This is a genomic window from Arboricoccus pini, assembly GCF_900187945.1.
Lineage (GTDB): Bacteria > Pseudomonadota > Alphaproteobacteria > Geminicoccales > Geminicoccaceae > Arboricoccus > Arboricoccus pini.
Genome location: NZ_FYEH01000002.1, coordinates 110,576 through 129,635 on the forward strand (window position 1 = coordinate 110,576; position 19,060 = coordinate 129,635).

Below are 19,060 nucleotides of genomic sequence, written 5' to 3' on the forward strand. Positions count from 1 at the left end.
GAGATCGTCCCCGTGGCCATGGCAGCTGTCTTCATTCAAACACATTGATAGTAAAATATCTAGGTTTCAGATCCCAACACTTAATCCCTGGAAAGCCAATGATCGAGTCCGATCCGGACGATGATGTAGTGCTGGCGCCGATCGGCGATTTGATGCGGCTGATGCGGCGGCTGCGTGATCCGGAGACCGGTTGCCCATGGGACATCAAACAGACCTTTGCTTCGATCAGTGCCTACACGATCGAGGAAGCCTACGAGGTTGCCGACGCGATCGCGAGAGAATCATGGGACGACTTGGAAGACGAGCTCGGCGATCTCCTCTTGCAGGTCGTATTCCACGCCCGTATCGGCGAGGAACAAGGCCTCTTTGATCTCGGAACGGTCGCTCGTGCGATTCATCGAAAGCTCGTTCGCCGGCATCCCCATATTTTCGCTGTAGGCACGTCGACGGATGAGACGGCTCAGCGCGCAATATGGGAAACGATCAAGGCGGAAGAGCGGCGCCGAAAGGCGGAACGCACCGATACCGCCTTCAGCGCGCTCTCCGGTGTTGCCCGCACGATTCCTCCACTACAGCGCGCTCATAAATTGCAGGAACGGGCCGCGCGCGTAGGCTTCGACTGGCCGGATACGGCGCAGGTCTGGGATAAGCTTCTGGAAGAAATTCGAGAGGTCGAAGAGGTCATTGACCGGCCGGATGCGAGGCTGGCCCAGGAAGAGGAGATCGGCGATCTGCTTTTCACCATCGTCAATTTAAGCCGCCATCTGAAGATTGATCCGGATCAGGCTCTGCGCCGCGCCAATGAAAAATTCGAACGGCGCTTTGGCGAGGTCGAGCGCCAGGCGACGGAGCGAGGCAAAGATGTCGAGGCTCTGCCGCTGGCTGCACTCGAGACATTCTGGGCAGCAGCCAAGGTATTGGAAAAGAGCACCGGGCCTGACGCGAATGATGTCACTAAGCGGCAAGATCCCGGGGCCGAACGAAACGAATAAGCTGCCCCTCGCCTACGGCTATCTCCAACCATCGATCGATGCGAAACTCAATAATCGCCAAGCTCGTTGTTGGGAACTTCTTCTTCATGGCCGCACGTTCGGCATCGTTCCCCGTTCCAGCCAGAACGTTCGCCAGCACGCCGATGCCGGGCTCGTGACCGAGGACAAGAAGTGATGACGCAGTGCCCCCTTGCTCGCCGATGATTGTCAGGATTTGCCAGGCTGACGCTAGATAAAGCCCAGCCAGCCATTCCACACTGGGCATTCGATCTTGAATGCCGAGGACGATCTCTGCGGTCTGCCTCGTCCTGCATGAGTCGGAGGACAGGACGCGATCCGGCATCAATCCCTGAGATTTGATGAATTGTCCCATGGTCTGGGCGGCGGTTCGGCCGCGCAAGGCCAATGGGCGTGTATGGTCGGCCAAGTCCCGATCGTCCCAGGACGATTTTGCGTGACGCAGCAAAAGAAGCCGGCGAACCGTGACGGCCAACTCAGATCCTCCGAACAAACCGGATGACAACGTGATTGGCAGGCGCGAGTGGCATCTCTAGAACGGGGCCTCATAGCTGCCGGGACGATTGTGACATGAGCGAAGCCGAAGTTCTGCCATCGTTTGCCGCTACCGGGATCGCCCAGCCCATGGCTCTGCGGCGCGAACATTTCATCAATCGCGAGCTTTCCTGGCTCGCCTTCAACGAGCGCGTCCTGGAGGAAGCGTCGAATGTTCAGCATCCGCTGCAGGAGAGACTCCGCTTCCTGTCGATCTCGGCCTCGAACCTCGACGAATTCTATATGGTGCGCGTTGCCGGCCTGAAAGGCCTGCATTCGGCAGGTGTCAACACGGTCAGCACCGATGGAAATACGCCTAGCGAACAACTGGCGGCGATATCCGAGCGTGTACGTAAGCTGACGGAAGATCAGAATAAATGCTGGCATGAACTGACGACGCTTCTAAGGGAACAGGGCATTGAGCTCCTCGACATTGACGAGTTGGCAAGTAGCGAGCTTGCTCGCATGCGTGAGAGCTTCCTTGAGGAGGCGCTCACCGTCCTCACGCCGATAGCCCTGGACCCGACACATCCTTTTCCCTTCATCTCCAACCGAGGGATGGGAATCGTTCTCGAATTGAAGCAGCCTAAAGGCGAGATTCTAAACGGCCTTATTCTCATCCCGAGCATGATGGACCGTTTCATCCGTGTCTCGGAGGAACGCTATCGCTTCATCAGGATCGAACAGCTCATCCTTGCTTTCATCGATAATTTATTTCCTGGCTTCGAAGTCCTTAGTGTCGGTCACTTCCGTGTCATTCGCGACAGCGACATCGAGCTCGAAGAAGAGGCCGAAGATCTGGTCCGTCTCTTCGAGACGTTGCTGAAGCGTCGTCGCCGCGGGTCGGTTATTCAGCTCGTGGTCGACGCCGCCATGCCAGATCGCATTCGCGAGTTCATCACCGACCAGCTGGCGGTGCCCCCGGAGGACGTCGTCGTAACCGACGGGATTCTTGGCCTTGCCGAAACCTCGCAGGTCATCGTCAAGGAGCGGACAGACCTTCTCTTTCCTCCCTATAGTCCAAGATTTCCGGAGCGCATCAAGGATTTCGGCGGCGATTGCTTCGCTGCGATCCGGCACAAGGATTTCATTGTCCACCATCCTTATGAAAGCTTTGACGTCGTCGCGCAGTTCGTCCGTCAGGCGGCACGCGATCCGGCCGTCGTCGCTATCAAGCAAACGCTTTATCGCACGAGCGAGGATAGCCCCATCGTCGGCGCTCTCATCGACGCCGCGGAAGCCGGCAAGTCCGTAACGGCATTGGTCGAGTTGAAGGCCCGCTTTGATGAAGAACGGAATATTCGCTGGGCCCGCAATCTGGAGCGCGCCGGAGTCCAGGTCGTCTATGGCTTCATCACGTTGAAGACACACGCCAAGGTCTCGATGGTCGTTCGCCGCGAACAGACGGGGCTCCGGACCTATGTGCATTTCGGCACGGGCAACTATCATCCCATTACGGCCAGGATCTATACCGACCTTTCCTTCTTCACCTGCGACCCGGCACTTGGTCATGACGCAGCGCGGGCCTTCAATTTCATGACGGGCTACGCCGAGCCCAGGAAACTCGAAAAGCTGGCAATTGCGCCGGTCAATTTGCGAGAGACGCTAACCGCCTTGATCGATGCTGAGATCGAATACGCTAAGGTAGGCAAAAAAGCCCAGATTTGGGCCAAACTCAACGCGCTGACCGACGAGGGGATCATCACTAAGCTCTATGAGGCATCGAACAATGGCGTAAAGATCGATCTCATTATACGCGGCATATGCTGCCTGCGTCCGGGCGTGCCGGGCCTTTCGGAAAATATTCGGGTAAAGAGCATCATCGGGCGCTTTCTCGAGCATGCCCGCATTATCTGCTTTGGCGCCGGCTATGGCCTTCCGTCCAAGCGTGCAAAAGTCTTCATCTCCTCGGCCGACTGGATGCAGCGTAATTTGTCGCGTCGTGTCGAGACCCTGGTACCGATCGAGAATGAGACCGTTCACCAGCAAGTGCTCGATCAGGTCATGATTGCCAATCTCAAGGATAATACCAGCAGCTGGCTCTTGAATGCGGACGGGACCTACGAGCGGGTCGCGCATAATGACCAGCCATTTTCTGCCCACACCTACTTCATGACCAATCCGAGCCTCTCAGGTCGAGGAAGCGCGCTCAAGAGAAAAGGCAGCGTTGCCCAGCTGCGCCTCTATGCGGCTGCCAATCCCGACCAGACCGCCGACTGAGTGATTTGCCCCTCTCATGACAAAGCATAAGCTTGAGCCGTTCGCGGTTGTCGATCTCGGCTCGAACTCTATTCGTCTCGTCGTCTATGATGGCCTCACACGTGCCCCGGTGACGCGTTTCAACGAGCGACGGCTCTGCGGCCTCGGGCGCGAGGTGGCGAGGTATGGCAAACTCGGCCGCGCCGGCAGGAAATGCGCCCTCGACAGCCTGAAGCGCTTCACCGCCATCGCCAAAGGCGTCGGCTGTAGCCGCATCGACATCATCGCGACGGCGGCGGTCAGGCTTGCCCGCGATGGGGCCAGCTTCGTCAAGCAGGCTGAGAAGACGATTGGCCAGAAGATCACCGTCCTTTCCGGACAGGAAGAGGCACATTTCGGTGCCTTGGGTGTGACCTGCGGGTTCTTCCAGCCTGCGGGCATCATGGGCGACCTGGGCGGCGGCAGTGTAGAATTCGCCGCCGTCCCGTCCGGACGGCGGTTTGTCGAAAAGGCGACGACGCTCCGCAGCCTACCGCTTGGAACCCTTATCGTGGGCGAGGCCATCAAGGCCGGCGGCCTGACGGGCGCGAGCGATCTCGTTGCTCGGGCTTTCGCGGAATATCCCGATCTCGATGGTCTTGCAGCTGGCAAGACGTTCTATGTCGTCGGCGGCAGCTGGCGGGCGCTGGCGCGGGCAAGGATGACAATGACCAATCATCCTTTGCGGATCGTGCACGGCTTCGAGCTGCGACCTGACGAGGCGATCGACCTTGGACGTGAGATCAGTCTAAGTACCGACGTGGCCTCGATTCCGGGTCTGCCGCGCAAGCGCGCCGGGACCGCCGTGGCCGCTGGCTTGATGCTCTCCGAAGTCGTCGGAAGACTGAAGCCGGCTCGGGTCGTCTTTTCGGCAACAGGAGTACGCGAAGGCCGTGTCTTTGCTCTCTTAAAGCGCAAGGAACGGCATCGGGATCCTCTATTGGCCGCCGCCGAAGACCTCGGCCGTGTCGCCAATCGCTCCGCTCATGTCGGCAAGAGCATGATTGAATGGAGCAATACCATTTTCGCGACGCGCGAAACCGCTGCGTGGAAGCGGTTACGCGAGGCAGCCTGCCACGTATCCGACGCCAGCTGGCGCGAACATCCCGACACCCGCGCCCAGGAAGCCTTCCTGCGCCTCGTTCAATATCCCTTCCTTGGTATCGATCATGTCCAGCGGATCTCGCTCGCCCATATCGTGTACGCACGCTATGGGGGCGACCGGCGAGATCCGGCGATCACTCATGCGCTCGAGTTTCTCGACGACGACCAGATCCGATCGACGGAATTGGTGGGCCGTGTTCTGGAACTCGGCTATCGACTCTCCGGGGGCGCGCCAGAGATTCTTGAGCAGTGTCGACTGGCGCTGAGCGACTCGGTCCTCATCCTCAAGGCGCCACATGATGCAGTGATCGAGGACGACGAGGCCATCACGTCGAGGCTGGCAGCACTCGCGTCAGCATTCGATCTTGAAGATGTTGCGATCGAGATCGCCTAGGCGCTCGCAGCATCCGCCAGTCGACGTTCGAGTCGATTGCGAAATTGCGGTTCGACGGCGACCTTGAGGTGGCGGCGTTGCTCACCGTCCGTCTCGCTCAGCACCTCGCAATGTTGATGGAGCCAGGCATGCAGCGCGCCGTCGCTGGTCGGTATATCGACCTCGGCCACGTGATGGTGAGCTAGAAGGCGACCGCCAACGACGTCGAGCAGATCGTCGACACCTTGGCCGGTCAGGGCCGAGGCCAAGATCGTATTTGGCCGTCGTGACGCCTCCGCCTGAACGCGCTCGGCCTCATCAGGCGCGAGGCTATCGATCTTGTTCCAGACCTCGATCAGGCGCTCATGGCGAGCCACCTCGCCCACACCCAGTTCATCCAATACCTTCTCGACATCCAGCGCCTGAGCCTGACTGTCAGGGTGCGCAATGTCCCGCACATGGAGGATCAAATCGGCAGATATGACTTCCTCCAAGGTGGCGCGAAATGCCGCCACCAGCGATGTCGGCAGATCGCTGATGAATCCCACCGTGTCGGAGAGGATTGTCTTCAGACCGGTGTTTAGACGGATGAGACGCATTGTCGGGTCAAGCGTGGCGAAGAGCTTGTCTTCGGCCACCACGTGCGCGCCCGTCAGGCGATTGAACAAGGTGGACTTGCCCGCGTTCGTGTAACCGACCAGAGCGACTGTCTTGTAGGGCACGCGCTCCCTCGCCGCGCGATGCAGACCACGCGTCCGTATGACCTCCCCGAGTTCACGCTTGATACGCGTGATGCGCTCGGTAATCCGACGGCGATCGAGCTCGAGCTGGCTTTCACCCGGGCCACCGAGGAAGCCGAAACCACCTCGTTGCCGCTCGAGATGGGTCCAGGACCGAACCAGCCTGGAGCGTTGATAGGTCAATGCCGCAAGCTCGACCTGCAATACGCCCTCTCGGGTTCGCGCGCGTTCACCGAAGATCTCGAGGATCAAGCCTGTCCGGTCGATGACCTTAGTCTTCCAGGCAGTCTCGAGATTGCGCTGCTGCACTGGTGTTAGCGCGCCGTCGACGACGACGAGTTCGACAGCCTCTTGCGAAAACCGCTCGCCCAGCTCTTCCACCTTGCCCGTACCAAAAAGTGTCGCTGGGTTTGGTTGTCGAAGCTGGACTAATTCACCGCCGCGCACCTCGAGGTCGATCGCACGCGCCAGCCCCATGCCCTCAGCTAGGCGCTCCGCCGGTTGACGAGAATTCTCGTCTTTACCCGCTTGGTAAGGTTGCAGCACCCATGCGCCAATCTTTTCGTCGGCGTTCGCTAGAGCGTCATTCAACCGTACCTTACTCCTTCAACCTGACGATCGTCACATCTGCATGTCGGGAGCGGGCTTGCCATCATCCGCGGCTGGATCATAGAGGCGCACTGCAGCGGATGGCATCACAGTCGATACAGCGTGCTTGTAGACAAGCTGGACATGACCATCTCGCCGCAAAAGCAAACAGAAATTATCGAATGAGCTGATGACGCCTTGAAGCTTAACGCCGTTGATAAGAAATATTGTCACCGGCACTTTTGATTTGCGGACATGATTGAGAAACACATCCTGCAAATTTTGTTGCTTTTCGGCTGCCATAGCCATTGTATCCTCTAGACACTTTCGTCGATGCTCGTCGACGAGACACACACACATAGTCGCTGCTGGCCTGCGCTCGTTATCCGTCGCAAGCTACCCGCCCTTGTGAGATAGCTACAGCGCTCGTCCAGAACAAGCGACGAACGAGCACAACCCCACAGCGGCAATAACTATCTCACGGCAATGCCATCGTCTGAAGCGAGTTCGAGCCGCTGCAGGCGGTCGGTCAGCCGCCGGGTGATGCTGCCTGGACGACCATTGGCTATGACACGGTCGTCAACCGTGCTCACCGGCAGCACGCCGGCAGACGTGCTGGTCAGAAATGCCTCCCGCGCTGCTTGCGCCTCCGCGACGGTGAAGCCTCGCTCGACAAATTCAATCCCCTCGGCCTCGGCAGCCTCGAGCAGGAGCGATCGCGTGATACCCCCTAGAATTTCCTGGCCAAGCGGCCGGGTAACCAGCCTGCCCTCCTCGTCCACGATATAGGCGTTCGACGAACTGCCTTCTGTGACGAATCCATCGCGATCGACCAACCAAGCCTCTCTCGCACCTTCGTCAGCTGCGCGCTGTCGTGCCAGGCTGTTGGGCAGCAGGCTGATCGACTTGATGTGACAATGCGTCCACCGTTCATCCGGCATTGTCACGACTTTCACGCCCTCATCCCTCTCCCGCGCCGATGGCAGTTTGAGGGAGCGTACGGTGACGACGAGCGATGGCTTCAAATTGGCGTCAAAAAGATGATTGCGCGCGGCCACGCCGCGCGTCACCTGAATGTAGACGAGCGCGTCGCGAAGGCTGTTGAGCGCTACGGTACGGCGAACCACCTGCGTCAAAGGACCGCGCCCCATTGGCCAGCGCATGCCTAGGGCCGCAAGAGATCGGCCCAGCCGATCCAGATGCCGGTCTATATGGCGCACACCACCGCCACTGACCTTGAGGACCTCATAGACCCCATCAGCAAACTGATAGCCACGATCTTCGATCCGGATCGCGGGCGTCAAAACGGAAGAGTATGCGCCGTTGACATAAGCAATACGTGTCATAGCCGGACAGGGCTCTCTGCTGGCAAATGGTCGCCGCCGGACGTGGCGTATACCTAGATTAGTCGTTGTTCAGCCCGAGCGTCTTCAGCTTCCGATGCAGAGCTGATCGCTCCATGCCGACAAAGCTGGCTGTCCGCGAAATATTACCGCCGAATCGCTGGAGCTGTGCTTGAAGGTAACTGCGCTCGAAATGCTCGCGCGCCTCGCGTAATGGCATCGAGACCAGTTCGCCGTTGGCGTTTGGATCCATCCCTGATGTAGCGCTCATCGTCAGCTCGGGGGGGAGATCCGCAACCTCAATCGGTGTTGCGGCATCGCCCTGGGCCATGATGAGTATCCACTCGATGGTGTTTCTCAACTGGCGCACGTCACCAGGCCAATTGGCCGTTTGGAGAACGGCCATTGCATCTTCACCGATCTGCCGGAGGGCAGTCGACGAACTGCGCGCGTTCAGCTGTAGGAAATGACGGGCAAGCTCGGGAATATCTGTACGACGCTCGCTCAAAGGCGGCATGGCTATGGGAACGACGTTCAGCCGGTAATATAGATCTTCCCGAAAACGCCCGGCCGTCATCTCCTGACGGAGGTCGCGGTTCGTCGTCGCGACCACCCGAACATCGACCTCGACGCGCTGATCGCCGCCCAGGCGGGTAAAACGCTGCTCTTGGAGCACGCGCAAGATCTTGCCCTGCGTTTCGAGCGGCATATCGGCGACTTCGTCGAGCAGCAGCGTGCCGCCGTCAGCCCGCTCCAGGCAGCCTGTCACACGCGGCTGCTCCGGCCCGAGCCAGCCGGGCTCGGCACCAAACAATTCCAGATCGACGCGCTCGGGTCCAAGCGTCGCTGCGTTGAGCACGACTAGGGCAGCCATGTTGCGACGCGACTGAGCATGGATTGCGCGTGCCGCAATCTCCTTGCCCGATCCCGGCGGCCCGCTGATGAGGATGCGCGAGTTGGTTGCCGCCACGCGCTCGATCACCTGACGGACACGGGTCATGGGCGGCGACGAACCGATGAGAACCGTATCCGCACCGATGCGGCCACGTAAGTCCGCGTTCTCGCGCCGCAACCGGCTGGTTTCGATTGCCCGCGATATGGCGATTAGCAGCCGGTCGGATTTGAAGGGCTTTTCAATGAAGTCGTAGGCACCTTTCTTGATCGCCGCGACGGCGGTCTCGATGGTGCCATGACCACTGAACATGATCACAGGAAGATGGGGCAGGTCCCGCTTGATGCGCTCGAGAATTTCGACGCCATCGAGCTTCGAGCCTTCCAGCCAGATATCCAATAGAACGAGGCCCGGGGGCCGCCGCTCAATCTCCCGGAGGGCCTCGTCACTATTGGACGCCTGGCGAGGCACATAGCCCTCGTCTTCGAGAATGCTTGCGACGACGTCGCGGATGGCCGCCTCGTCATCTACGATTAGAACATCTTTGCTCATTCAACCATCTGCATCGGTCGATCTGTCTTCTTGGCGCCGGGCCCCAAATTTGTCGTCCCGGTCTTGTCGGTCTGCTGCGAGACATCTGCTGCTGCGGGAAAGGACAAGAGCACGACAGCGCCCCCGCTTGGTGCATTATCGAGTTCGACCCTACCTCTATGTTCCTCCATGATCTTCCGAACGATAGCAAGACCCAAGCCCGTTCCCTTGGCCCTCGTCGTGAAATACGGCTCGAAAAGTCGCTCGCGTTCGCCAGCCGGAAAGCCGGGGCCGTTATCCTGGATCGCGACCGTTACGAAATCCGCCTGTCGCGACGTTCGAACCAGGACAGTCATGGGCTCCCGCTGGGCGGCTGGCTGCTCGAGTAAGGCGTTGATCGAATTCTGGAGAAGGTTGGTCAAGACCTGACCGACCTTTTCGCTGTCGCAAGGAATGATTAACGGATCGCCCGTAGGTTCTTCGAGCTTGATATTTACGGTCTGCCAAGCGCTCTGCTGTAACAGGACGGCGTTGCGGACCAACTCGCTCAAGGATTGCAATTTGAAGATCGGCGGTGGCATTCGAGCGAAGGCTGAGAACTCGCCAACCAGACGTCCGATCACGTCGACCTGACTGATGATCGTCTGGACTGACCGGGCGAAACTCTCCTGATCGGAGGCCGGTATGTCCTTCTGATAGCGACGGGTCAGGCGTTCCGCCGCCAGGCGGATCGGCGTGAGAGGGTTTTTGATCTCGTGCGCTATGCGGCGGGCCAATTCAGACCAGGCCGCCTGACGCTGCGCGCTCATGAGCTCTGTGACATCGTCGAATGTGACGACGTAGCCCATGATCTCACCAGCCTCTAGCTGTGCGGCGACCCGAACAAGCAACATCCGCTCGCGATCGCCTCGCCGCAAAGAGAGATGTTCCTGGACGATATGGTCGTGATCCTCCAACAGCCGGTCGAATAAGGGTGTGATCGTTGGAATGAGGCTGTCGATGGCGCGGCCTTCGATAGAGTCATCGGCGATGCCGAGAATTTCCCTTGCGGATCGGTTGGGAAGAAGTACCTGCCGGTCTCGATCGAGACCAATGACACCAGCCGTGACGCCGGTGAGCACGGTCTCGGTAAATCGTCGACGATCGTCGAGCTTCTCGTTCGCGACCACGACTTCTCGACGCTGACTTTCGAGCTGCGAGGTCATGCGATTAAAGGCACGGCTCAGCTGATCGACCTCGTCCTCTTCCGCCGTCTCAGGCACCCGGACCGAGAGATCGCCACGGCTGACGAGGTCAGTTGCACTAATAAGGCGACTGATCGGCCGCACCAGGTGATCGGCCAAGTGCAGGCCTATCCAGACCGCCGCCAGGAGCAACAGAATGGCGACGATCGCGAAAACCAGGGCCGAGGTGATCTGGATCCCGGATCGTTCAGATTCGAGATTGCGGTATTCGGCAACGATCTCCTGTGTACGCTCCATGAAACCTAGAACCTGGGCATCGACGAAGCGGCCAACAAAAAGATAGACATCGCCCAAAGCATCGAGACGAAGAAGTGCGCGGACCCGGTCATCGGACGAGTTGGTCATGGTTACGACCTCGCCCTGAGCCGCTCGGCTCAGATCATCTGGCGAGAGCTGCTCGATCTCGAGTGCGATGCCAAGGCCGGAATGGGCCAGGACCTTGCCCGTCCCGTCGAAGACGATCGCCTCGGTCAGCGAGCGCAAAGCGGCTTGGGCAACCACCAAGTGGCGCAGATAGTCGGGATCCTGCAAGACGGCAGGCCCTTCCCGATCGAGGTCCGCCGCCATCGCCACGGCATCCGCCCTGATGACCTCCTTGTGCTCATCGAGATAGGCTTCGGCCACGGCCAGAGAATTTTCAAGCGCATCGCGGATGCGGGAGGAAAACCAATGCTCGAGTCCCGAGCTTAGAAAGACCACTGAGAAAATGGCGACGATGATGGCTGGCGTGGCCGCCAGCACCGCGAACATCGCCACCAATTTGCTGTGCAGCTTGGAGCCAGCTGAGCCCTGACGGCGCTCGACCACCAATCGGACTATACGCCTTGCCACGATGACGCCGAGGCAAAGCAGCAAAATGAGATCGATATTGAGAAGGATCAGGACCGATCGCACGCTAGAGCGCGGCAAAGGCCAGCCCGACGTTACGACGTAGGTTCCGATGCCGGCGATGACCGCTAAAACTGTCAACACCAGTGCAGCCCGCCGTTCGAGGCGAGCAGATCGGGTCGAGGAGCCTCGGGCGGGCTCGGATGGCTTTAATAGCGCGCGCACAAAAAGGCCGTTCTCGCCCATTACTAAACGCCGCAGGCGGCGAGATGACCCAGGTCGACAAGCGCCCGGGCCGATCGATTTGACGGCCCCCGAGCGAGGTTGGGGGCGCTACGTCATCTATATCATGGACCGCGCATCACCTGGATGTCCAGTTCACGAATTTTTTTACGCAACGTATTGCGATTCACCCCAAGGATGTCGGCTGCCTTCAATTGGTTACCACGCGTTGCCGCGAGGGTCCGCGCGATCAGTGGCCGTTCGACCTCGCGCAATATACGATTATAGACGCCAGGTGGCGGCAGGGCGCTGTCGTGAGCACGGAAATACCTGTCCACGTGACGCTCGATCGAGACCTGGAAACTCTCTTCCGAGGCGGGCGTAACGCTGTCCGCCGCGGGAAACTCCGCCTGGGCCTGGTCGAGTTCACTGACGATGACCTCCTCGCCAATCGTCTCCTCGGCGTAGAGAACCGCCAGACGACGGACAAGGTTCTCGAGTTCGCGTACATTGCCCGGCCAACGATATCCCTTCAAACGCTGCATGGCCTCGGGTGTCACCGTCTTGAGCGGCAGTCCCTCGCCATGAGCCTTGCTCAGGAAATGCTGGACGAGAGCTGGTATGTCCTCAGCGCGCTCGCGAAGCGCCGGCAGGCGGATCGGCACAACGTTGAGACGATAGAAAAGGTCTTCGCGAAACAATCCTTGACGGACCATCAAGCGGAGATCGCGATGACTCGCAGCGACGATGCGTAGATTTGTCTTGATGGGATGAATACCGCCGACGGGAATGAACTCGCCTTGCTGGAGAACCCGCAAAAGACGGGTCTGCGCCTCAAGCGGCATGTCACCGATCTCATCCAGGAAAAGCGTGCCACCATTCGACTGTTCGAATCGGCCAGCCCGACGCGCACCGGCTCCGGTGAAAGCACCCTTCTCATGCCCGAAGAGTTCGCTTTCGATCAATTCCCTGGGAATGGCTGCCATGTTGACGGCGACGAAAGGTCCCTCGCGCCGCTTACCAAAGTCATGCAGCGCGCGAGCAACCAGTTCCTTACCCGTGCCCGATTCGCCAGCTATCAAGACGGTAAGATCGGTGCCGGTTAGACGAGCGATGATACGATATATTTCCTGCATGGGCGGGGAGCGGCCGATGATCGGCAATTGCTCCTCACCCACATGCTCGTCCGTCGGTGCGTCCGCACGGTGGCGACGCTGGCTGAGCGAGCGCTGTACCGCCGCCACGAGACTGCCAATATCGAACGGCTTGGGAAGATATTCAAAGGCCCCGCGCTCCGTCGCACGAACGGCCGTGAGCAACGTGTTTTGCGCGCTCATTACAATGATGGGCAGATCCGGACGCAGCGTCTTGATGCGCGGCAAAAGATCGAGGCTGTTCTCGTCGGGGAGACCGACGTCTGTGATCACGACGTCGCCTTCACCGTCGCTGATCCATTTCCAGAGGGCGCTCGCAACGCTGGTTGCCTGAACCCGATAGCCTTGCCGTGATAAAGCCCGACTGACGACGGTACGGATCGCCGAGTCATCCTCGGCGATCAGGATGGTTTCCCCATTCATTACAGACGTGTTCCTGACTCGCGTCGCGGCCGCCGCGCGGCGGGCAACCTGACACGGAAAATGGCACCGGGCTCACCTGGTACATATGTTACGAGACCGCCATGGTCTCCCATGATCTTGGATACGAGGGACAGTCCGAGGCCGGTCCCTTTTGGTTTGCTGGAGACGAAAGGCTCGAAAAGATGATCGACCATGTCGTCGCGAACCCCGGCACCGTTGTCGCGGATCTCGACCGTAATCGGCAGCTCCAGGCGTTCTGAACTATTCGGCACGCTCATGCGAAGGCCGTGCTGATATTGCGTGGAAATCGTAATCTGGCCCGAATCTGCCGGAGCTGCCTCGGCCGCATTCTTAATCAGATTGAGGAATGCTTGAATCAGCCGGTCACGGTCACCCTCCACATCCGGCAGCGACGGATCGTAGAGCTCGACGATGCGGTGGCTGCGTGCAAATCCATTCTCGGCGATCCGACGGACATGCTCGAGGACCTGATGGATATTCACGGGCTCTCTGGCGATCGTTCCAGGCTCCGCGAACTCCTCCATGCGGTCGACCAGATTGCAGATGCGGTCCGCCTCATCACAGATGAGCTTCACCAGGACCTTGTCGTCGTCTTCAATGTAGGGCTCGAGCAACTGCGCCGCACCTCGGATGCCCGAGAGTGGATTCTTGACCTCATGCGCCAGCGTCGCCGCCAGTGCCGCCACAGACCGGCTCGATCCGCGATTGCCCAATTGCTGATCGAGGCGCCGTGCCATCGAACAGGGATGCAAAATAGCGAGAACCTGTCCCGGCGCTTCAATGATCGGTGTTAAATGGCTGTCAACGGTCATTGTCTCACCGCGCGCCAGCGCCAGTTCCACGGCATAATCGGAAATGGAGCTGCCGCTCTTCTGCACCTGTCGTGCCAGATCGACGAGTTTTGCATGCGGGCCAAGAAAGCCCTCGATCGACCGCCCCTGCAGTGTAGTCCAACTCGCACGAAACAGATGCTCGGCCGCCGGATTGGCGGCAATGAAATGCAGGTCGGAGTCGAGGGCGAAAACGGCGCTTGGGAGATTGCTCAGCATGATCTCCGAGCGCATCTCCGCACGTTCCACGACCGCGGCCGGGCGCCGCAACTGTGCATCCATGGAGTCGATTACCATCTGACCTGAGCTGCCCATTAGCTAAGCATCAAAACAGTGATGCACAACATTCAGGCAAGCTATAGGCGTTGACCTGGAGAGCAACAAGAGGAATGAGCTTGAGGAGAAGCACAGTTTTGCGCGGCAGCCATCTTCCGCTATGATCACAGTCGGAAAATCATTGAATCGAAGCCCTTTGACCACCATCGCCCTCATCGTTGCCGGCGGCAGCGGCAATCGCTTTGGCGGTGCGTTTCCCAAGCAATATGTGGACCTTGACGGGGTCCCTATCCTACGGCGGACGGCGCAGGCGTTCATCTCACATCCTGCAATCAGTCGGGTCCTCGTCGTCATCGGGCCGGGCCATGACGAGTTCTATCGGCGGGCCTGCGGCGATCTCGACCTGTTGCCTCCCGTGACAGGCGGCGCGGATCGCCAGGCATCGGTTCATCGCGGCTTGGAGGCGGTTGCCCATCTCGGCGCGCAACAGATTCTCATCCATGACGGGGCTCGGCCATTTGTTTCGCGGACGCTGATCGATCGAGTGCTCAATGGACTAAACGGGCGGCAAGCGGTCGTACCCGTCCTGCCGGTTACGGACACGTTGCGACGTTTTGCGGATGGCATCGCTGTGGGGGAGATCGCACGAGATGGTCTCTATCGCATGCAAACCCCGCAGGGATTCGATTTTGCCATGATTCTAAAGGCGCATCGTGCCCATGCCGGTCGCGCGCTGACGGATGATGCGGCGCTTGCCGCCGTAGCGGGAGTGGATGTGCATATGACTGAAGGTGACCTCGCGAACGTCAAGATAACAACCGTGGACGATCTGGCTGCACGTAGGCCGGATTGGCTGACGCTCACGGGTCAGGGTTTCGACGTGCATCGCCTGGTCCCGGATCGACCCCTTTGGCTCTGCGGAGTCGAGATCCCCTTCGAACTCGGCCTGGCCGGTCATTCCGATGCCGATGTCGGCCTGCACGCACTGACAGACGCTATTTTGGGAGCGATTGGCGCCGGCGATATCGGCGTCCATTTTCCGCCCACGGACGAGCGATGGCGCAACGTCGATTCGGCGATCTTTCTGGCGCGAGCGCTCGAAATGGCCGGCGAACAGGGAGGACGCCTCGTTCATGTCGACATTACGATCATTGGCGAGCGACCGAAGATCGGCCCTCATAGAGCAGCTATCCTGTCGCGGCTCTCTCAACTGCTCGGACTCGAGCCCGATCGTATCGGTTTAAAGGCCACGACGACCGAGGGCCTTGGCTTTACCGGCCGGGGCGAAGGACTGGCAGCTCAGGCGGTGGCGACGTTGATACTAAGGAACAGATCATGAGCCCGGATAACGAGGAGCTTTGCCGCTCTCTCCTCGCCCGGTGTCGGGCCCGTCACTGGACGCTGGCAACGGCCGAGAGCTGTACTGGCGGTCTGATCATCGCGCGATTGACCGATTTCGCCGGCTCTAGCGACGTCATCGATCGTGGTTTTGTAACCTACAGCAATGCCGCCAAGACCGAGATGCTGGGTGTGGATGCCACCCTCATCGCCAGCCTTGGCGCCGTCAGTAAAGAGGTGGCATGCGCCATGGCTGCGGGCGCACGCCGAACCGCTGCCGTCGATCTCGCCATCGCCGTCACCGGCATAGCTGGGCCAGGCGGCGGATCTCCGGCCAAACCGGTTGGGACGGTCTTCTTCGGCATTGCCACGCCGAGCGGCATTGAGGACGACCATCAAGTTTTTGCCGGCGATCGATCGACTATTCGAGCATCAACGCTCGACCATGCCCTAAAGCTGGCCCTTCGCGCTTGCGGTTAAGACGCGATAGCGCGCTTCACGAGGTTGCTTCTCCGCCCCTGCAACGCGTTAAAGGGGACAGCTAGACGGTGGCATGGCCAATCGACGGGCCATAGAGTTCGTTGGCCCGCTCCTCGAAAGCGCGCACCATACGCTGGACGGCCTCGTTGAAGAGCAAACCGATCAGCCCCTGCAAGATGCGTGATTTGAACTCAAAATCGACGAAGAAATCGACGATGCAGCCGCCCTCCCCGTCCTCTTCGAAACGCCAGCGGTTTTTCAAATAACGAAAGGGTCCGTCGATATATTCGACGTCGATCTGCCTTGGGTGGTCGAGAACGACTTTGGAGGTGAAGCGCTCGCGATAGACCTTGAAGGAGACGATGAGGTCGGCGAAGAAGACATCACCTTGGCGTCGGGTGATCCTGCAGGCTTTGCACCACGGCAGAAACTCCGGGTATTTATCCACTTCGGCGACGACGTTGAAAACCTGCTCCGGCGTGTAAGGCAGGCGCCTCTTCTCACTATGAACTGGCATCAGACAAGCGCGGCCGTCGACACGTCAGGAACGAGGCCGCCAAGGACTCTCTCGCGGGCTTCCCGCAATCGAGCGAAATCGTCGCCGGCATGATAAGAGGAGCGCGTGAGCGGCGAGGCCGAGACCAGCAGGAACGCCTTCGCCCGCGCCATCCTGGCATAGGATTCGAAATCTGCCGGCGGGACGAAGCGCTCGACCTTGTGATGACGCGGCGTCGGCTGGAGATACTGACCGATGGTCAAGAAATCGATCTCGGCTGAACGCATGTCGTCCATGACCTGGAAAATCTCGCGCCGCTCTTCGCCCAGCCCTACCATCAGGCCCGATTTTGTGAAGATGTGCGGATCCAATTCCTTCACCCGCTGCAGCAGGCGCAGCGAATGGAAATAGCGGGCACCCGGCCTGACGGTCCGATAAAGGCGCGGCACCGTTTCGAGATTGTGATTGTAGACGTCCGGTTTTGCCTCGACGACGATTTCGAGCGCACCCTTTTTCCGCAGGAAGTCAGGGGTCAGGATCTCGATCGTGGTTGCCGGTGACGCGGCACGGAGCGCGGAAATGCAGCGCGCGAACTGCCTGGCACCGCCATCCGGCAGATCGTCACGATCCACCGAGGTGATGACCACATGCTCCAAGCCCATCTCGGCGATGGCCTCGGCCAAATGCTGCGGCTCCAGGGGATCGACGGCACGTGGCATGCCTGTCTTGACGTTGCAGAACGCACAGGCCCGGGTACAAGTATCTCCCAGAATCATTACCGTCGCGTGCTTCTTTTGCCAGCACTCGCCAATGTTGGGGCAAGCGGCCTCCTCACAGACCGTGTGCAGCCCTTTCTCACGCATCAGCCGGCGCGTGGCATGGTAGCCTGCGGAGACGGGCGCCTTGACCCTGATCCAGTCCGGCTTCTTGCGGGTAGCTGGTGTCTGGACGTGCGGCGGGGTGATCGTGAGCGTAGCCATGGCTTCAGAAGTGGATGGCACGACCGTAAGCGTCAAGCGCCGACTCGTGCATCATCTCGGAGAGCGTGGGATGGGGGAAGATCGTGTTGAAAAGATCTTCCTCGGTGGCCTCCATGGTCCGGGCGATCACATAGCCCTGAATCAATTCGGTGACTTCGGCACCCACCATGTGGGCACCCAGCAACTCGCCGGACTTGGCATCGAAGATGGTCTTCACCATGCCCTCGGGCTCGCCAAGGGCGATCGCCTTGCCGTTGCCGATAAAAGGAAAGCGACCGACCTTGACCTCGTAACCGGCATCCTTGGCCGCCTTCTCGGTCAACCCGACACTTGCGACCTGCGGCGTGCAATACGTACAGCCCGGGATTTTGGTCACATCCAACGTGTGCACGTGCTCAAGGCCGGCGATCTTCTCGACGCACATGACGCCTTCGTGGCTGGCCTTGTGCGCCAGCCACGGTGCGCCGACGATATCGCCGATCGCGTAGATGCCGGGCTCGTCCGTGCGGCAGTATTGGTCAACGACGATGTGAGTCCGATCGACCTTCACCTTCGTCGTCTCAAGGCCGAGATTCTCGACATTGCCGACGATTCCCACCGCCATGATCACACGATCAACCTGGATCTTCTCGGCCTTGCCGTCGACCTCGATCGAGGCCGTCACCGAGTCGGTGCCTTTCTCCAACGCCTTGAGTGCGACGCCAGCGCGAATCTTGATGCCGCGCTTCTCGAACTGCTTGTGCGCGAAGGCCGAGATTTCCTCATCCTCAACCGGCAGGACACGTGGCAGCGCTTCGACCACGGTCACATCGACGCCCATTGAGCGATAGAAGCTCGCGAACTCGATGCCGATCGCGCCCGATCCCACGACCAACAGCGATTTCGGCATGACCTGGGGCACCAATGCTTCGCGATAGGTCCAGATCAGCTTGCCGTCGGCCTCGAGGCCCGGCAACTGGCGGGCCCGGGCTCCAGTGGCCAGGATGATATACTTGGCCTTGACCTGGCTCTGGCCACCGGCCTTGAGTTCGACTGCGAGCGTGCCCTGGCCCGCAAGCCTGGCGGTACCTTCAATGACGGTGACCTTGTTCTTCTTCAAGAGGTGGGCCACGCCCCTTGAGAGCTGGTTGGCCACCTGCCGTGAACGCTTGACGACCGCTGCGGTATCGAAGCGGATATTGTCCGCCTCCAGGCCGAAATCCTTGAGATGGTGCAGCGTGTCCATGATGTCGGCCGAGCGGAGCAGGGCCTTTGTCGGAATGCAGCCCCAGTTCAGGCAGATACCGCCCAACTGATCACGTTCGACCAGAGCTGCCTTCATCCCGAGTTGTGCCGCTCGAATCGCGGCGACATAGCCGCCAGGTCCGCCGCCGACGACCACGAGGTCGAATGTTTGTTCGGCCATGTTTTTCTCA

At 59.7% G+C, this 19,060-nt stretch carries 16 protein-coding genes; 5 read left to right on the plus strand and 11 right to left on the minus strand.

Features of this window, described 5'->3' with window-relative positions:
* Window positions 1–98 precede the first annotated feature (98 nt).
* Window positions 99–992, plus strand: coding sequence for a nucleoside triphosphate pyrophosphohydrolase (mazG, locus tag CFB17_RS03310; protein WP_088559982.1), 894 nt, complete (start codon window positions 99–101; stop codon window positions 990–992).
* Here mazG and CFB17_RS03315 read toward each other — a convergent pair.
* Window positions 955–1,515: a SixA phosphatase family protein gene (locus CFB17_RS03315; protein ID WP_322112119.1), complete on the minus strand. Its 561-nt coding sequence runs from the start codon at window positions 1,513–1,515 to the stop codon at window positions 955–957. The two genes, mazG and CFB17_RS03315, sit on opposite strands and share 38 nt — an antisense overlap.
* A gap of 65 nt (window positions 1,516–1,580) precedes the next feature.
* Between CFB17_RS03315 and CFB17_RS03320 the strand changes: the two genes are divergently transcribed.
* Together CFB17_RS03320 and CFB17_RS03325 are read left to right on the plus strand one after the other, a co-directional pair.
* Entirely contained in the window at window positions 1,581–3,764 is a 2,184-nt protein-coding gene (locus tag CFB17_RS03320) for an RNA degradosome polyphosphate kinase (RefSeq protein WP_088559984.1), read from the plus strand.
* Between the two features lie 16 nt (window positions 3,765–3,780).
* Window positions 3,781–5,280, plus strand: a complete 1,500-nt coding sequence (locus CFB17_RS03325) for a Ppx/GppA phosphatase family protein (protein WP_088559985.1) — start codon at window positions 3,781–3,783, stop codon at window positions 5,278–5,280.
* Here CFB17_RS03325 and hflX read toward each other — a convergent pair.
* The 7 genes from hflX to CFB17_RS03360 all read right to left on the minus strand — a co-directional run bounded on the left by hflX (window position 5,277) and on the right by CFB17_RS03360 (window position 14,357).
* Window positions 5,277–6,590, minus strand: coding sequence for a GTPase HflX (gene hflX, locus CFB17_RS03330; RefSeq protein ID WP_407642374.1), 1,314 nt, complete (start codon window positions 6,588–6,590; stop codon window positions 5,277–5,279). The genes CFB17_RS03325 and hflX overlap by 4 nt on opposite strands.
* A gap of 30 nt (window positions 6,591–6,620) precedes the next feature.
* Entirely contained in the window at window positions 6,621–6,890 is a 270-nt protein-coding gene (gene hfq / locus CFB17_RS03335; protein ID WP_088559986.1) for an RNA chaperone Hfq, read from the minus strand.
* Window positions 6,891–7,060: 170 nt separating this feature from the next.
* Window positions 7,061–7,933 carry a D-amino-acid transaminase gene (locus CFB17_RS03340; protein ID WP_088559987.1) on the minus strand — a complete coding sequence of 291 codons (873 nt, stop codon included), beginning with the start codon at window positions 7,931–7,933 and terminating at the stop codon, window positions 7,061–7,063.
* A 58-nt stretch (window positions 7,934–7,991) separates the two neighbouring features.
* Window positions 7,992–9,374, minus strand: a complete 1,383-nt coding sequence (gene ntrX, locus CFB17_RS03345; RefSeq protein ID WP_088559988.1) for a nitrogen assimilation response regulator NtrX — start codon at window positions 9,372–9,374, stop codon at window positions 7,992–7,994.
* Entirely contained in the window at window positions 9,371–11,569 is a 2,199-nt protein-coding gene (locus tag CFB17_RS03350) for a sensor histidine kinase NtrY-like (protein ID WP_207761920.1), read from the minus strand. Before CFB17_RS03350 ends, ntrX begins: the two co-directional genes overlap by 4 nt.
* Window positions 11,570–11,772: 203 nt before the next feature.
* Window positions 11,773–13,224, minus strand: a complete 1,452-nt coding sequence (gene ntrC, locus CFB17_RS03355; RefSeq protein ID WP_088559990.1) for a nitrogen regulation protein NR(I) — start codon at window positions 13,222–13,224, stop codon at window positions 11,773–11,775.
* Complete coding sequence (locus CFB17_RS03360) at window positions 13,224–14,357, minus strand: two-component system sensor histidine kinase NtrB (protein WP_243389706.1); 1,134 nt, start codon at window positions 14,355–14,357, stop codon at window positions 13,224–13,226. The genes ntrC and CFB17_RS03360 overlap by 1 nt, the downstream gene beginning before the upstream one ends.
* 190 nt (window positions 14,358–14,547) lie before the next feature.
* Here CFB17_RS03360 and CFB17_RS03365 point away from each other — a divergent pair, with 190 nt between their 5' ends.
* Window positions 14,548–15,690 (plus strand): bifunctional 2-C-methyl-D-erythritol 4-phosphate cytidylyltransferase/2-C-methyl-D-erythritol 2,4-cyclodiphosphate synthase, encoded by a 1,143-nt coding sequence (locus tag CFB17_RS03365; protein ID WP_243389707.1) that lies wholly within the window; start codon window positions 14,548–14,550, stop codon window positions 15,688–15,690.
* The gene (locus CFB17_RS03370; RefSeq protein ID WP_088559992.1) at window positions 15,687–16,169 is read left to right on the plus strand and encodes a CinA family protein; all 483 of its coding nucleotides are present in this window, start codon (window positions 15,687–15,689) and stop codon (window positions 16,167–16,169) included. The genes CFB17_RS03365 and CFB17_RS03370 overlap by 4 nt, the downstream gene beginning before the upstream one ends.
* Window positions 16,170–16,230: 61 nt before the next feature.
* Here CFB17_RS03370 and CFB17_RS03375 read toward each other — a convergent pair whose 3' ends face one another.
* Genes CFB17_RS03375 through lpdA form a run of 3 tightly spaced genes read right to left on the minus strand, consistent with a single transcriptional unit; the run spans window position 16,231 to window position 19,050 of the window.
* On the minus strand, window positions 16,231–16,686 hold the full coding sequence (locus CFB17_RS03375; protein ID WP_088559993.1) for a type II toxin-antitoxin system RatA family toxin: 456 nt from the start codon (window positions 16,684–16,686) through the stop codon (window positions 16,231–16,233).
* The gene (gene lipA / locus CFB17_RS03380) at window positions 16,686–17,645 is read right to left on the minus strand and encodes a lipoyl synthase (protein ID WP_207761933.1); all 960 of its coding nucleotides are present in this window, start codon (window positions 17,643–17,645) and stop codon (window positions 16,686–16,688) included. Before lipA ends, CFB17_RS03375 begins: the two co-directional genes overlap by 1 nt.
* Before the next feature lie 4 nt (window positions 17,646–17,649).
* Complete coding sequence (gene lpdA, locus CFB17_RS03385; protein WP_088560233.1) at window positions 17,650–19,050, minus strand: dihydrolipoyl dehydrogenase; 1,401 nt, start codon at window positions 19,048–19,050, stop codon at window positions 17,650–17,652.
* Window positions 19,051–19,060 lie beyond the last annotated feature (10 nt).